Annotated in this window: 11 protein-coding genes and 1 pseudogene; 5 read left to right on the top strand and 7 right to left on the bottom strand. The window is 64.0% G+C overall.

Features of this window, described 5'->3' with window-relative positions:
* Window positions 1–132: 132 nt before the first annotated feature.
* Both dnaA and rpsT read right to left on the bottom strand, forming a co-directional pair.
* Window positions 133–1545, bottom strand: a complete 1413-nt coding sequence (gene dnaA, locus QCM77_RS30055; protein WP_279686008.1) for a chromosomal replication initiator protein DnaA — start codon at window positions 1543–1545, stop codon at window positions 133–135.
* 1266 nt (window positions 1546–2811) lie between these two features.
* Window positions 2812–3078, bottom strand: coding sequence for a 30S ribosomal protein S20 (gene rpsT / locus QCM77_RS30050; protein ID WP_007598259.1), 267 nt, complete (start codon window positions 3076–3078; stop codon window positions 2812–2814).
* A gap of 403 nt (window positions 3079–3481) precedes the next feature.
* Between rpsT and QCM77_RS30045 the strand changes: the two genes are divergently transcribed.
* The 3 genes from QCM77_RS30045 to QCM77_RS30035 all read left to right on the top strand — a co-directional run bounded on the left by QCM77_RS30045 (window position 3482) and on the right by QCM77_RS30035 (window position 5767).
* Window positions 3482–3799 carry a hypothetical protein gene (locus tag QCM77_RS30045; RefSeq protein WP_279667887.1) on the top strand — a complete coding sequence of 106 codons (318 nt, stop codon included), beginning with the start codon at window positions 3482–3484 and terminating at the stop codon, window positions 3797–3799.
* A gap of 184 nt (window positions 3800–3983) precedes the next feature.
* Window positions 3984–4640: a peptide-methionine (S)-S-oxide reductase MsrA gene (gene msrA / locus QCM77_RS30040; protein ID WP_279686007.1), complete on the top strand. Its 657-nt coding sequence runs from the start codon at window positions 3984–3986 to the stop codon at window positions 4638–4640.
* A 380-nt stretch (window positions 4641–5020) separates the two neighbouring features.
* A complete protein-coding gene (locus QCM77_RS30035) occupies window positions 5021–5767 on the top strand; it encodes a polysaccharide biosynthesis/export family protein (RefSeq protein ID WP_279667889.1) in 747 nt (248 codons plus the stop codon).
* A 102-nt stretch (window positions 5768–5869) separates the two neighbouring features.
* Here QCM77_RS30035 and QCM77_RS30030 read toward each other — a convergent pair whose 3' ends face one another.
* The 4 genes from QCM77_RS30030 to QCM77_RS30015 all read right to left on the bottom strand — a co-directional run bounded on the left by QCM77_RS30030 (window position 5870) and on the right by QCM77_RS30015 (window position 8501).
* Entirely contained in the window at window positions 5870–6352 is a 483-nt protein-coding gene (locus QCM77_RS30030) for a hypothetical protein (RefSeq protein WP_279686005.1), read from the bottom strand.
* A gap of 174 nt (window positions 6353–6526) precedes the next feature.
* Complete coding sequence (locus tag QCM77_RS30025; RefSeq protein WP_279667891.1) at window positions 6527–7198, bottom strand: dienelactone hydrolase family protein; 672 nt, start codon at window positions 7196–7198, stop codon at window positions 6527–6529.
* A gap of 172 nt (window positions 7199–7370) precedes the next feature.
* Window positions 7371–7712 (bottom strand): hypothetical protein, encoded by a 342-nt coding sequence (locus QCM77_RS30020; protein WP_279667892.1) that lies wholly within the window; start codon window positions 7710–7712, stop codon window positions 7371–7373.
* A 24-nt stretch (window positions 7713–7736) separates the two neighbouring features.
* A complete protein-coding gene (locus QCM77_RS30015) occupies window positions 7737–8501 on the bottom strand; it encodes an alpha/beta fold hydrolase (protein ID WP_279686003.1) in 765 nt (254 codons plus the stop codon).
* A 104-nt stretch (window positions 8502–8605) separates the two neighbouring features.
* Here QCM77_RS30015 and QCM77_RS30010 point away from each other — a divergent pair.
* Both QCM77_RS30010 and QCM77_RS30005 read left to right on the top strand, forming a co-directional pair.
* Window positions 8606–8800, top strand: a pseudogene (locus QCM77_RS30010) (hypothetical protein); the annotation flags it as partial.
* A 421-nt stretch (window positions 8801–9221) separates the two neighbouring features.
* The gene (locus tag QCM77_RS30005) at window positions 9222–10316 is read left to right on the top strand and encodes an HD-GYP domain-containing protein (RefSeq protein ID WP_279686002.1); all 1095 of its coding nucleotides are present in this window, start codon (window positions 9222–9224) and stop codon (window positions 10314–10316) included.
* 103 nt (window positions 10317–10419) lie between these two features.
* Here the strand turns inward: QCM77_RS30005 and QCM77_RS30000 are convergent, their stop codons facing one another.
* Window positions 10420–11997: an AMP-binding protein gene (locus tag QCM77_RS30000; protein WP_279667895.1), complete on the bottom strand. Its 1578-nt coding sequence runs from the start codon at window positions 11995–11997 to the stop codon at window positions 10420–10422.
* Window positions 11998–12091: the final 94 nt, after the last annotated feature.

Here is a 12091-nt window from a genome sequence, read left to right as displayed (position 1 = left end):
CGATGTACGAAAACAGGCCGCCCTGGTCCTTAAACCTGCCGCGCATGATCGCCTCTGACGATTCGAGATGGATAAAGTGAATCATCAAGCCCCCTCCGTGGCGAGGGGGTTCTTCAGCAGACTGCTAGGCGTTTATTCCTGAAGCTGGCGCTTGAGCGATTCGACCTCGTCCGACAGCGCCGTGTCCTTGGAAACCAGGGCCTCGATCTTGCGCACCGCGTGCAGCACCGTGGTGTGGTCGCGCCCGCCGAAGCGGCGGCCGATTTCCGGCAGCGAGCGCAGGGTCAGCGTCTTGGCGAGGTACATCGCCACCTGGCGCGGACGGACCACGTTGGCGGTCCGGCGCGAGGACAGCAGGTCGGAGCGGCTGACATTATACTGCCGCGCCACCACGCGCTGGATGTCCTCGATCTTGATCCGCTTCGGCTCCTGCGGCCGGATCAGGTCGCGCACCTCGTGCTCCGCCATTTCCAGCGTCACCGGCCGGTTGTTGAGCTTCGAGTGCGCGAGCAGACGGTTGATCGCGCCTTCGAGATCCCGGCCGTTATGGGTGATGGCGCGGGCCAGATAGGTCAGCACCTCCTCCGGCACCTCGAATGTCGCGTGATGGGCGCGGGCCGCCGCGACCCGCGACTTGAGAATGCCGTGCCGCAGCTCCTCGCCGAGCGAGCCCATCTCGACCACGAGGCCGCCGGCCAGCCGCGAGCGCACGCGGTCATCGAGGCTTTCGAGATCGGACGGCGGCCGGTCGGCCGCGATCACGACCTGGCGGCCGGCATCGATCAGCGCGTTCAGCGTGTGGCAGAACTCGGCCTGGGTCGACTTGCCCTGCAGGAACTGGAGATCGTCGATCACGAGCACGTCGATGCCGCGCAGCGCTTCCTTGAAGGCGAGCGCCGTCTGCGTCTTCAGTGCGGCGACGAAGCCGTACATGAATTTTTCCGCGGTCAGGTACAGCACCTTGCGCTCGTTGCCGGAATTGCCGGCCCAGGTCACCGCCTGGAGCAGATGCGTCTTGCCGAGGCCGACACCGGCATGGATGTAGAGCGGATTGAACATGACAGGGTCGCCGCGGCGACCCTCGGCGACCTGACGCGCAGCGGCATGCGCCAGCGTGTTGGAGCGGCCGACGACGAAGCTCGCGAAGGTCAGGCGCGGATCGAGCGGCGAGCCACCGAGCGCATCGTGATTGGCCGAGACCGGCGCGGTCGCGGTCGAGCGCAGCTCCGGCGCAGGCGAGCGGCGTGCTTCGACCGGCGCGGGCGCTTCCTTCTGCTGAACGACCGGACGCACGGCCGAGCGAACGGTGAGATCGATGCGATGCACTTCGGGCATCTCGGCCTGCCAGCACGACAGCACGCGCTCGGCGTAATGCGCTTGAATCCAGCTCTTCAGGAAGCGCGTGGGAACCGAGAGACGCACGCTCTCCTCCTGCACGCCTTCCAGATCCATGCGCGCGAACCAGCTCGTATAGACGTCTTCGCCCACGTTCGAGCGCAGCCGACTCTTCACGCGTGACCAGCGATCCTGTTCCGATGTGTTCATCGTTAAAACTTCTCTTGAGAGATAAGGTTGCGTTGTGAACGCCATGCAGGGTTCCGGCCAGGATCCCTAAATGGCGCGACCTCAAGCGATTCCATCGTCGGGCATAGCTCGACCGTTCGGCGCGAACGCCGCGAGGTCAGATCAGCGATGTCGGAGATGGAGAGTTCGCGAGGTCAGCGCGTACTCGGCGCGCCCTCACACGAGGGGGGCTGGACGCAGGACGGATCGGAGACGGCATCGTCGAACGATGGAATCTGTGTCAATACCGCGTTGAATCCGTAGGACATGATACCTCCCCATCCTGCCGTGATCGCTCACGGCAAGGTCCTGCGTGAAAAACAACCGCATCTGAATTGCTCCAGTCGCGGATGCCTGCCCGTCTGTACTAGTCGTCCGCTCGGCTTCGCCATCCTGCGTGTCGGGGTAGCCTCAAGACGTCTCTCATATGCGCTGGGCGCGAGCGGGAAGATCCCGCTTGGAGACATTCAGACAAAGAGCTACCATTCCCATATTGCTATGGGTTTTTGAACCGACAATCGCTGAGTAAAGCGTCGCCTACGTGCACACCGCCGCCGATTTGCACGCTCGCCCCGTTTCCGATACCGCGCTGGTCTCAAGATCGTGGGCGCCGCTGACGCCTTAAGGAATACACTATGCGGAAAGACTCGCAATGAAATTGATTCACACTTGAGGCATCAAAAAACTTGATCTGCGTTAACGCCGCGCGCGACTTGTGCACAGGCTTCAGAGCAAGTTTTTGGATTCGTGCACAGAATCGAAGGCGCCGCGCCTCATGTGACAATTCTCCGCCACTGCCAAAAATTTTTTACAAAAGCGTCACGCGCGCGACGCGCGGGCGAATTTTCCAAATGCTTGGCGTCACTATGTCGATAAGTGATTAGCGAGACATCGTTTTTTGAGTCTCGTTTCACAGGGTAACTCCACCGTGTGTCGCGATCCGGTGAAACTACGGTGTGCAGAACTCGCAGGCACGCGAATTCAACTTGAGCCCGCCTCGCAAGGGTTTTTTGCACCGCGGTGAAGGTTTCCGCTGTTGCAAAATCACCCACAGGTAGAATTACCGCATCACGGTGCGGACGCCGCAATCTCCAATCGAGGATCGGTCGCCGTGTGGCCGCTTGCGTGAATATGACAGGCAACAAAAAAGCCCGGCGTGATGCCGGGCTGTTTGACGCGTGTGATGTGCGACCGGATCGTCCGATCGAACGAATGCTCGCTAGATCACTTGCCGGCTTACTCGCCTGATTACTTGGCGAGCTTGGCGATCTGCGCGGTGAGCCGCGAGACTTTGCGGCTGGCATTGTTCTTGTGAATGATGTTGCGCTGGGCGGCGCGCATCAAAGCGGGTTCGGCATTCGCCAGCGCCGTCACGGCGGCGGCGCGGTCGCCGGTCTTGATGGCTTCTTCGACGTTACGCACGGCACCGCGCATCTGGGTGCGGCGCGACTTGTTGACGGCGGTGCGGCGGGCGATCTTGCGCGTCGCTTTCTTGGCGGAAGTGGTATTGGCCATGGTCTCAATGTCCTTTGCGGGTACCGGTCGCGTCTTGGTCGGGTAGCGCCGGCTTGCTTGACCGCGTAATCGACGCTCGGATTTATGGTGTTCGGTTGCTAGGCTGTTCCCGGAACATGAGCGACGGCCTTGCGGCTGCCTCTGAGGCCCAAAGAGCCTGTAAGCTCAAGGAGCCTGCAACTGCTCAAAGAACAGCGGCGGCAGGATTGCGCCCGCCGCCAGTTGGCGCCCTTATAGAGAGGGTCTTTGGCACCGTCAACGCTTTCTCGGGCTGGAAAACCGGCCCGCGGCGGCCTGGATGAGTGCCGTAACGCCCTGAAGAGGTTGAATTTCTGCCGTCTCCCTTGTATTGGCTGGCGGCGTTCCGAGGGTCGTCCGATCGGACGACCATATAAGGTGAGGCATGATCCGCGGCTTTTTCCGACTGATTGGGCTGTTGCTGCTCGCCGGCGGGTTCATCTTCATGGTCTATGACGGCGCCCGCTGGGTGGCCGACCAGACCCTGCGGTTCACCCGCTTCGGCCAGTTCTGGAACGACATCCATCAGGCCAGCCAGACGGCATTCCGGACCTGGATCGAGGCCAAGGCGCCCTGGCTCTGGACCTCGGTGGTCCGCCTGGTGCTGGATCAGCCGGTTTTCGCCGTCCTCGGCATTCTGGGCATCCTCCTGATGATCCTGTTCCGCCCGCGCAAGCCGCTGATCGGCTATTCCCGGGATTGAGCTTTCAATTCCCGGGATTGAGCTTTCAATTCCCGCGACTGAGCCTCGCGGGCGGCCGCGTAACAAGGCTGCCCATTCACGCGTAAAGACCTATATTCCCAACTGATCGCGAGCACGCCGCCCGAGCGTTTTGCTGATTGCCTTGGCCCGGGCGACGGACAGCTCGTTCCCCGGAGATCCGTCCATGCTGTTCATGCGCAAGACCACCGCATTGCCGAGCGCTACGGAAGCGCTGCCGGGCCGTGCGCAAGCCATTCCGACCGCGACCACCCATTTCGTCAACGGTACGAAGTTGCAGCCGCCTTATCCCGCCGGCCACGAACAGGCGGTGTTTGGGCTCGGCTGCTTCTGGGGCGCCGAGCGCAAGTTCTGGGAGCTCGGCGATGGCGTTTACGCCACCGCTGTCGGCTATGCCGGCGGCCACACGCCGAATCCGACCTATGAAGAGACCTGCTCGGGCCGCACCGGCCACACCGAAGTGGTGCTGGTCGTGTTCGATCCGAACAAGGTCTCCTACGAGAAGCTGTTGAAGACGTTCTGGGAGAGCCACAACCCGACGCAGGGCATGCGTCAGGGCAACGACGTCGGCACGCAATACCGAAGCGCGATCTACACGTATTCAGACGCGCAGAAGAAAGCGGCCGATGAATCGAAGGCGCTCTATCAGAAGGCGCTTGCTGCAAAAGGTCTCGGCGCCATCACCACCGAGATCGCACCGGTCGGCGCATTCTACTTTGCCGAGGACTACCATCAGCAATATCTGGCCAAGAATCCCGCCGGCTATTGCGGCCTGGGCGGCACCGGCGTGTCCTGCCCGATCGGTGTGGGTGTGAGCGCGTAAGCCCAGCCACGAAGGTGGTGCACCCCTCCCGCTTGCTTGCGGGAGAGGTCGGCGCATTTGAGAGCAGTTTCCTGCGGCCCATCCTTTGAGACGCCCGCTTTAGGCGGGTTCAGGATGAGGATGGCGTGTGTGGCAACAGTTCCAACAGCCACCGCTGCCGATTAGCCTCATCCTGAGGAGACCGCAGAGCGGTCGTCTCGAAGGACGAGGCGCTCGTTCAGACCGCCCCCCAGAGGCCATATGATAGCGGCGCCCGCACGCGGGAGAGGGGGGCGCATTGCGCTCGCAGCGTGGCGCGCCGTGCTCATCCCGCCCCTCAACGTTTTATTAACCATAACCGGTGCAAGACTGGACCTGTCTCGTTTCGAGGGATAGGTCCGGTGCCGGTTGCACGCGCGTTTCGATGGTCGATCTTGGCAGCGTCCTTGGCAGCGTCCGCCGCGCTTGCCCTTGGCGGCTGCATGCAGACCGCCGGCCCCGTCGCGGTGATGCAGCCGCGCGCCGATCTCGACTCCATGGCCTATGGCCAGCCCTACTACGCGCCACAGCCGGTCGTCGTCGGCGACGGTGGCGGCGCCATCGGGGCGCTACGCAATTCCTTTGCCTCTTCGCCTGGGCCCATGCCGGTCGGTTATGCCGCACCGATGGCGGCGCCGGTCCGCTACGACGCCTCCTACCATCTCGACGCCGGCGACAAGCTGCGGGTCGTGGTCTACGGCCAGGAAGGTCTCACCAACAGCTATGCGATCGACGCTGGCGGCTCCATCACCATGCCGCTGATCGGCGGCGTGCCGGCACGCGGCCGCACCCCTGCGGGCCTTGCCGGCGAGATCGCCGCGCGGCTGCGCAACGGCTACATCCGCGAGCCTTCGGTCGCCGTCGAGATCGAGGCCTATCGCCCGTTCTTCATCCTCGGCGAAGTCTCCGCGCCCGGCCAATATCCTTACGTGCCGAACATGACGGTCGAAAGCGCAGTCGCGATCGCCGGTGGCTTTTCGCCCCGCGCCAAGCGCGACGTGGTCACTGTCACGCACACCGAAGCCGGCGGCGCCATGCGCGCCGTCGTGCCGCTCGGCACGCCCTTGGCCCCCGGCGACACCGTGTTCGTCGGCGAGCGCTGGTTCTAAACCGCGATGAGATGAGGATGAATCATCATCGCGCTTTAGTTTGTTGTTTGAGCATGATCTCTTCGGAAAACCGCTTCGCACTTTTCCGGATCATGCTTTAGCTCACCGCCTGAAATCCAACCGCCCGTTCGGAAAACATCCGTCGATCCTGATGGCATCGACCACCAGCCCAACCCATGGCCGCGTGATCGCCGGCGTGGTCAGGTTGATGTATTTTCCGACCAGGCGACCCGCGCCTTTGCGCGCGGCATCGATCAGCCCGTGCCGGCGGCCGTTGTCCCAGTCGAAGCGTAAAAAGATGCGCTCGCCTGTGACCCGCACTTCCGCGCGTCCCTCTTTCCATGCCTCCGGCGTGTCGCCGGCAATGGTCGGATCTGCGCCGCCATTCCAGCGGCTCGCCCAGATGCCGTCGAGCGGATCTGACTGTGCCGCGATGGTTGCCCATCCCTCCGCATTGACGTCGGCCGCATCGCCGGCAAGCGTGGCGATTGCGGCATAGTCCATGACTTCGCGATCGTCCGGCGCGGGCACGTCCATGGTGCCGAACGGATTGCGGATGACGAGGTGCGTGATGGCCTGCTGCATGGCGGTCTCCTGGCGTGAGTTGGCTTGTCCGCCTGCTCTATCGCCACGCGCCGTGATGCAGCCACCCGATTCCTGCTTGAGGTGTCATTGCCGGGCTTGACCCGGCAATCCATCAACTTGACGAAAAAGCTTCGCTTGATGGATGCGCGGGTCAAGCCCGCGCATGACGGATGGCTATTTCAAATGCTTCGCGAAAAATTCCATGCTGCGCGGCCAGGCGATGTCGGCGCTCGCCTTGTCATAGCTCGGTCGCTCGTCGCAATGGAAGCCGTGCTGGGCGCCCGGATAGACGAAGACCTCGACATCCGGCCGCTTCGTCTTGATGGTCTCGACGTCGGTCTGGGGAATGCCGGCATCCTTCTCGCCGAAATGCAGCTGCGTCGGCACTTTTGGTGTCTCGTCGGCAAAGCGCACGACCGCGCCGCCGTAATAACCGATGGCGGCCTTCAGGCCCGACAGCCGCGTCGCCGCGACGAAGGCGACGCTGCCGCCGAGACAGAAGCCGATAATGCCGACCGGCCCGACGCTCTTCACCGCATCGATCGCCGCTTGCGTGTCGCGCAGCATCGCCTCCCAATCCGGACTGGCGACGAATTTGCGCGCTTCCGCGATCTCATCAGGCGTGTAGCCCGACTGGAAGCCCGGCGACGTCCGGTCGAAGATCGACGGCGCGATCGCGACATAGCCTTCGCCAGCGAGGCGATCGCAGACCGAGCGGATGTGATGATTGACCCCAAAGATCTCCTGGATCACCACCACAGCGCCCTTCGGCGTGCCCGAGGGGTCAGCGCGATAGGCACCGAGCTGGAAATTGTCGGAGGCCGTCAGTTTGATGTCTTGTCCCACGCGGGTTGTCCTTTTTGGTTTGGTGGATAATCACGAACTCCGATTTCTCCCCTCATCCTGAGGAGCGCGCCCTTCGCGCGCGTCTCGAAGGATAGAGGCCGAGCTGCGAGAGGCGGGCCTGCATGGTTCGAGACGCGCGCAAGGGCGCGCTCCTCACCATGAGGGACGGCACCTACTCCCACATCCAGTTCTCGCCGTAGTCCTCTTTCCATCCTGCCAGCCGGCCATGACGGAATTGCAGGAACAGGCGGTGGCGATAGGGGATCAATCCGCTGCCGCCGATGTTGCGCAGGGCGAGATAGATCTCGTTGCCGGGGCGGCCCCGCACATATCGCAGCGGCTGCCTCAGGGCACGCGCTGTCTGCTCGGCGTCCATGCCGAATGCCAGTGGCGTATTGTTTGACGATGTCGCCACGAATGGCAGGCGCGGCGGCGGCCCACCGACCGGTTCGGCCTGCGCCGGCACCGAGATAAGCGCCGCCATTGCCCCAGCGGCCAGCATCGCCTGCTTCATCGTCTGCCTTCCTGTCCGACCGCCCTATCCCGGCAAGTTCTTCAGGAAAGGCACCACCGCGTCAACAAAAGCCTGCGGCTGATCGATGTTGACGGCGTGTCCCGCCGCCGGGATCACGACCTTTTGTGCGTCGGGAATTTTCGCGGCCATGTAATCGGACGCGGCGAGGAACGGGGTGTCGTCGGCGCCGACCACGATCAGCGACGGCACCTTGATCTCGGGCAACAGCTCGATCACGCGTGCATCGCGCTGGGTCAGCATGCCGCGTGCGGCGAGCGCCAATCCCTTGGCATTGCGATGGCTCGCGGTGGCGCGCTCGCGCGTCGCCGCCTTCAACATGTCGAGGCCTTCGCGATCGAGCCTGTCGGCAGTGGCGAGTGCCCGCGCATTCCAGGCTTCGCGGGCGTCATCTTTCTTGAAGCCCGGGCCGGTGTCGATGATCAGCAGCGCGCGGGCGCGCATCGGATATGCGCGAGTGAACGCAAGCGACATGTAGCCGCCGAGCGACAGCCCGCCGATGATGGCGCGCTCAGCGCCGACCGCATCGAGGATCGCCGCCATGTCGCCGACCGTGAGCGCTTCGCTGTAAGCGTTGGGATCGTCGGGATAGTCGGACTGGCCGTGACCGCGCATGTCCCACAAGATCAGCTTGTGATCCCTGGCAAGCGCATCGACCTGCCCATGCCACATCGCCGAGGTCGAGGAGTAGCCGTGGGTGAGCAGCAGCGGCGGGCCTTCGCCATGGACCTCGTAGTAGATCCCGACGCCGTCCCGATCGATCCCAGGCATTGCATCCACCTTGTTATCTTGTTTCTTCACCCATCCTAACGCGCTGGGTTACTCTGAGGAAACCGTCTGATCGCGATGGCCTGCATGCCTGGCGCCGCACTCCGCCCTTGCGCATGAGCCAGATGCCGGAGGTCGCGGTCACCGTGATCGCTAACGGCGAGAAGGCCACCAGCGTCGGCGAGCCCGCGGTGACGGTAATCGCCCCCGCAATAGGCAACGCCATCTTCAACGCCTCCGGCGCGCGCGTCCGGGCCCTGCCGATCACGGCCGAGGCCGTGAAGGGCGCGATGAAGGCGTAAGGCTGGTTGCGATTGTGACCTGACATGATCCGCCGGAGGGCAACCTCCGGCGGATTTGCTTGTGCGTGATACACCGCATCCGCATATTCGCTGTCATGCTCCGCGAAAGCGGGGCATCCAGTACGCCGCGGCTTCTCGGTTCTAGCCGCGCCGTCTCGGAGTACTGGATCGCCCGGTCAAGCCGGGCGATGACGCCGGTGGGCGGGACGGGCCGTGCCCAAAATTTCCCTTTGTTATCAATGACCATTCTACTGTGCATGGGGTTGTTTTCGCTGTTTTTGATTAGGGGCTACGGGAACCGAACTCGGTAAAATTGTCCCTGATTCCGCAGGGCTCCATTGAGCACGCCTCTTAAGGGCCGGAGAACCTGATCCGGCTTAGGCTGACGCCAAATCCAGTCCCGTGTGCTCTTGGGGAAGCCATGAACGCCTCAGCCAAAACCGCCGCCAAACGCCGGCTTCTGCTCGCCTCCGACCGGAGCGACGAGAGCACCGAGCTCGCCAGCATCCTCAAGGCGGTCGGCGACGTCGCGACGGTGACGACCCAGGAGCTCCCCGAGCAGCCCTCGCGCGATCTCTCCGGCCTCGTGGTCGACATCAATTTGCGCTCGCCCGAGAGCGTGCAGCGGGTGCGCAACAAGCTGCGCGGCGACGCCTATCGCGCGATGCCGCGGCTGTTCGTGCTTGCGGACGCCCTGCATCACGGCACCATGCAGGCCTGGGCGCTGGGCGCCACCGACACCATCTCGCGGCCGCTTCAGCCCGACGCCATCCTGCAGCGCATCCGCGCCGCCTTCCCCGATACCGCCACCTATGATGCCACCGATCGCGGCAAGACGCTCAACCGCGGCGTCGAGGCGGCGCATGCGGTGCTGAAGAAGATGTTCGAGAAGCTGCCGCTCGGCGTGCCCCTGACCTTTGACGACGTCATCGCCGCCGAGAGCAAGATCCTGAAGGCGATCAAGCACTCCTCGTTGCGCGAGTGGCTCACCACCGTCGGCTGCCACCATGTCGGCAGCTACCGCCACTGCCTGTTCGTGACCGGATTTGCGGTCTCCTTCGCCCAGCACCTCGGCATGCACGAGGATGACCAGCGCCGGCTGACCCGTGCCGCGCTGCTGCACGACGTCGGCAAGGCCTTCGTTCCCTCCGTGCTGCTCGACAAGCCCGGCAAGCTCACCGACGAGGAGATGGCCGAGGTCCGCCAGCATCCGCGCCGCGGCTATGACGCGCTCGCCGCCCAGGGCGGCTTCCCGCCGGAGATGCTCGACGTCGTGCTGCATCACCACGAATTCCTCGACGGCAGCGGCTATCCCAACGGGCTTTCGTCGAACCAGATCAGCGATATCGTGCGGGTCACGACCATCGTCGACATCTACGCGGCACTCGTGGAGAAGCGCGCCTACCGCATGCCCTTCACCCACACGCGAGCGTTTGCGATGATGGAAGGCATGGGCGGCAAGCTGGACCAGCAGCTGTTGCAGGCGTTCCGCCCGGTGGCGCTGGGGTCGTTCTGAGCACCATGCCGTAGGGGTGGGTTGGCGTAGCGTAACCCACCATGCCTCCGCATTTGCCGGACGAAGTCGGTGGGTTACGCCTTCGGCTAACCCACCCTCCGAGCTACCCCACCATCTTCCGCAACTCCGCCTTCGCCACCTTCTCCAGCGTCGAGCGCGGCATGTCGTCGACGAAACGGATCTCGCGCGGCACCTTGAAGTCGGCGAGACCGGCGCGGCAGGCGGCCATCACGGCCTCGTGCAGATCGGGCCGCGCACCGGCGACGCCGCCCTGCGGGATGATGAAGACGACCGGCACCTCGTCCAGCATCGGATGCGTCTTCGCCACCACGGCGGCCTCGCGCACGCCGGGGACGAGTGCGACCACCTGCTCGATCTCGGACGCGGCGACATTCTCGCCGCCGACCTTGAGCATGTCCTTGCTGCGGTCCCCGAAGCGGATGGTGCCGTTCTCCAGCCGCACCACGCGATCACCGGTGAGAAAGAAGCCGTGCTCGTCAAAGCTCTCGCGAGTCGCCTTCTCGTTGTGCAGATATTCGGCGAACAGCGACAGGCCGATAATGCCCTTGATCGAGAGATTGCCGGTGTTGCCGACCTCGGTCGGCCTACCGTCATCGTCGGTGATGCGGATCTGGTACTCGCTCGCGGCGCGGCCGATCGACATCGGGATGTTGGGCTGGTCGACCTCGCCGACGATGCCGTGGGTGATGGTCTCGGTCATGCCCCACCAGCCGATGATCTTGACGCCGAAAGCGGCGAAGGCCGGCGGCTCGTTGATCGCGGTGCCCCACAAACGGAATTTGTGATCCTTCGGGACCTCCTGCTCGAGCAGCGCCTTCATGCAGAACGGTATCGTCGAGGTCCAGGTCGAGCCGTGCTCGCGCGCGGCGCGCCAGAACCGGCTGGCGGAAAAGCGTGGCTGGATCACGCAGGTGGCACCCACCCATAGCGTCGCCAGCATCGAATAGGCCAGCGCGTTGGTGTGGAACAGCGGCAGATAGGCCTGATGCACGTCGCTTGCGTGCAGGTCCTCGTGCGCGGCGTTGATCTTGGCGCCCCACAGCGCGTTGGCGTGGGTCCAGAGCACCGCCTTCGGGCGTGATGTCGTGCCTGAGGTATATTGCACGCTGCACGGCGCGAGCGGATCGGTCGCGCGCCTGGGACGGTCGGCGCTGTCGGCGAACAGCTCCTCAAAACTGTCGCCGCGTGACACCGCTTGCGCAGGAGCCGCGCCCGAATCATGCGAGGTCACCGCCATCCAGCGGATGTTGCGGCAGTTCTGGGCGACGATCTCGGCATAGGCCGGCTGCGTGATCGCGGCGACCGCGCCGCAATGATCGGCAAAATAGTCGAGCTCGGCCGGTGCCGAGCGCGTGTTGGTGGTCACCGCGATGGCCCCGAGCTCGACACAGGCAAACCAGGCCAGCAGCGCCTCGATGCAATTGTCGAGATGAATGAGCACATATTCGCCGGGCCTGACGCCGCGCTTTGCCAGTCCCGCCGCAAGCGCGCCGACCCGCTCGTGAAACTCGCCATAGCTCCAGTGCCGGGCGGGCGCGTCGAACGGCGCCCAGATCAGGAACGGATGTGAGCTGCGCATTTCGGCGCGCATCTTCAGCAGCCAGGGCACGTCGAGCCCGTCGAATGGGCCGACGATTCCGGCGGCCGTGTCGTTCGGCATGTTTGCTCCCGTGCAGCCTGCTTCTGGTTGGCGGCTGTCTTCAGATTATTGTCGGGAGCTCTTTTGCCATTGGATGGCGCGGGGAGCAAATGCG

Origin of the sequence: Bradyrhizobium nivariense, from assembly GCF_029846695.2 — a bacterium.
GTDB lineage: Bacteria > Pseudomonadota > Alphaproteobacteria > Rhizobiales > Xanthobacteraceae > Bradyrhizobium.
Note: the sequence above shows the minus strand (reverse complement) of the source record. Positions and strands in the feature narration are given on the sequence as shown.

Coding starts and splice junctions, on each gene's coding strand:
- QCM77_RS30020 (WP_279667892.1), bottom strand. CDS start 7,712: ATGAAGCAGGCGATGCTGGCCGCTGGGGCAATGGCGGCGCTTATCTCG.
- msrA (WP_279686007.1), top strand. CDS start 3,984: ATGCTGTTCATGCGCAAGACCACCGCATTGCCGAGCGCTACGGAAGCG.
- QCM77_RS30005 (WP_279686002.1), top strand. CDS start 9,222: ATGAACGCCTCAGCCAAAACCGCCGCCAAACGCCGGCTTCTGCTCGCC.
- rpsT (WP_007598259.1), bottom strand. CDS start 3,078: ATGGCCAATACCACTTCCGCCAAGAAAGCGACGCGCAAGATCGCCCGC.
- QCM77_RS30000 (WP_279667895.1), bottom strand. CDS start 11,997: ATGCCGAACGACACGGCCGCCGGAATCGTCGGCCCATTCGACGGGCTC.
- QCM77_RS30015 (WP_279686003.1), bottom strand. CDS start 8,501: ATGCCTGGGATCGATCGGGACGGCGTCGGGATCTACTACGAGGTCCAT.
- QCM77_RS30030 (WP_279686005.1), bottom strand. CDS start 6,352: ATGCAGCAGGCCATCACGCACCTCGTCATCCGCAATCCGTTCGGCACC.
- QCM77_RS30045 (WP_279667887.1), top strand. CDS start 3,482: ATGATCCGCGGCTTTTTCCGACTGATTGGGCTGTTGCTGCTCGCCGGC.
- dnaA (WP_279686008.1), bottom strand. CDS start 1,545: ATGAACACATCGGAACAGGATCGCTGGTCACGCGTGAAGAGTCGGCTG.